At 71.9% G+C, this 1546-nt stretch carries 2 protein-coding genes; both read left to right on the top strand.

Annotation, left to right across the window (positions count from 1 at the left end; translation table 11 throughout):
• Positions 1-366 (top strand): carbohydrate kinase family protein (locus ACRDP3_RS14805; RefSeq protein WP_431517398.1); only part of this gene is annotated, 366 nt, incomplete at its 5' end.
• A 131-nt stretch (positions 367-497) separates the two neighbouring features.
• A partial coding sequence (locus ACRDP3_RS14800; RefSeq protein WP_431517397.1) for a YihY/virulence factor BrkB family protein occupies positions 498-1546 on the top strand: 1049 nt, incomplete at its 3' end.

Genomic DNA, 1546 nt, shown 5'->3' with positions numbered 1-1546 from the left:
GACCTGGCCCACCTCGCGCCCGCGGGCACCTCGCCGGAGCAGGCCGCCGACACCTTCCACGCCGACGGCGCGCGGCTCGTCGTCATCACCCTCGGCGCGGACGGCGTCTTCGCCTCCCTCGACGGGGAGCGGCTGCGCGCGGCCGCGCCGCCGGTGCCGGTCGTCGACTCGGTCGGCGCGGGCGATTCCTTCATGGCGGGCTTCCTGCACTCCCTGCACAGCGCGGGCGCGCTGGGCGGCCGGCTCGACGCGCTCCGCGGCGATCAGGTCGCCGACGCCCTCGCCTTCGGCGTCCGCGTCGCCGCCGCGGTCTGCGCCGTACGTGGCGCGAACCCGCCGTGGCGGAGCGAGCTGACCGGGTTCTAGCGTTCAAAGCGCTCCGAACGCCGCACCCCGGTCAGCGCTCAGCCACCGCCCAGCCGGGAGGCACAGAACGACGGCGGCGGCTGGTCGGTCACGGTGTGAGGTGAGGCGGAGGCGGCAGATACGTTAAGGAGGTGCAAGCAGCAGACGAAACTCCAGAACGCTCGAGTGAGCGGTTCCGCAGAGCGCGGGTCATGTACCGGAACGTCCGCAAACGCAAGATGGCGTGGCTGCTGCTCAAGGACACCGTCAACTCCTGCATCGAGTACCGGGTGCTCGGTCTCGCGGCGGAGGCGGCGTTCTTCACCCTGATCTCCATCCCGCCGCTGCTGCTGGGCCTGATCGGGATGCTGGGCTATCTCGACCACTGGATCGGCACCGACACCATCGACTCGATCCGGCAGAACTTCCTGGACGCCTCTGCCGCCGTGCTCTCCGACCGCGGCGTCGACGAGCTGGCGCGCCCCCTCATCGACGACGTCATCCGCGGCGGCCGGCCCGACGTCATCTCGCTGGGCTTCGCCCTCGCCCTGTGGTCCGGGTCGCGCGCGGTGAACGTCTTCATCGACACCATCACCGTGATGTACGGGCTCGACGGCCAACGCGGCATCGTCAAGACCCGGCTGGTGGCCTTCCTGCTCTACCTCGTCGCGCTGCTCATCGGCGCGGTCGTCCTCCCGCTGATGGTCGCCGGCCCGGACGCCTTCCTGCGGCTCGTTCCGCAGACGGAGTGGCTTGTCACGATCTTCTACTGGCCGGTCGTGCTGCTGCTGTCCATCGCCTTCCTCACCACGCTCTACCACGTGTCGGTGCCGGTGCGTTCGCCCTGGGTGGAGGACATCCCCGGGGCGCTGGTCGCCCTGGTGATGTGGGTGGTGGGCAGCGCGTTGCTGCGGCTCTATCTGACCAGCACCGTCGAGGGCCCCACCATCTACGGCTCACTCGCCGCTCCGGTCGCCGTGCTGCTGTGGATCGGCATCTCCGCCTTCGCGGTCCTGGTCGGCGCGGCCGTGAACGCCGCCATCGACCGTGTGTGGCCGTCCGTGGCGACGGCCGCCGCCCGCCGCATCAACGAGCGGGCCCGCGAGGAGGCGGCCGCCGAGGTCGTCGCCGCGGCGGCGGCCCGCCGCGCCATGCGGGGTGCGGAGAGCACCGGCGGCGAGGACGCGCCGGACCCGCCCGC

It is taken from the genome of Streptomyces sp., from assembly GCF_050698815.1.
In the GTDB taxonomy this organism is placed as follows: Bacteria; Actinomycetota; Actinomycetes; order Streptomycetales; family Streptomycetaceae; genus Streptomyces.
The sequence above is the reverse complement of the archived record's forward strand: the minus strand, read 5'-3'. Positions and strand labels throughout refer to the sequence as shown.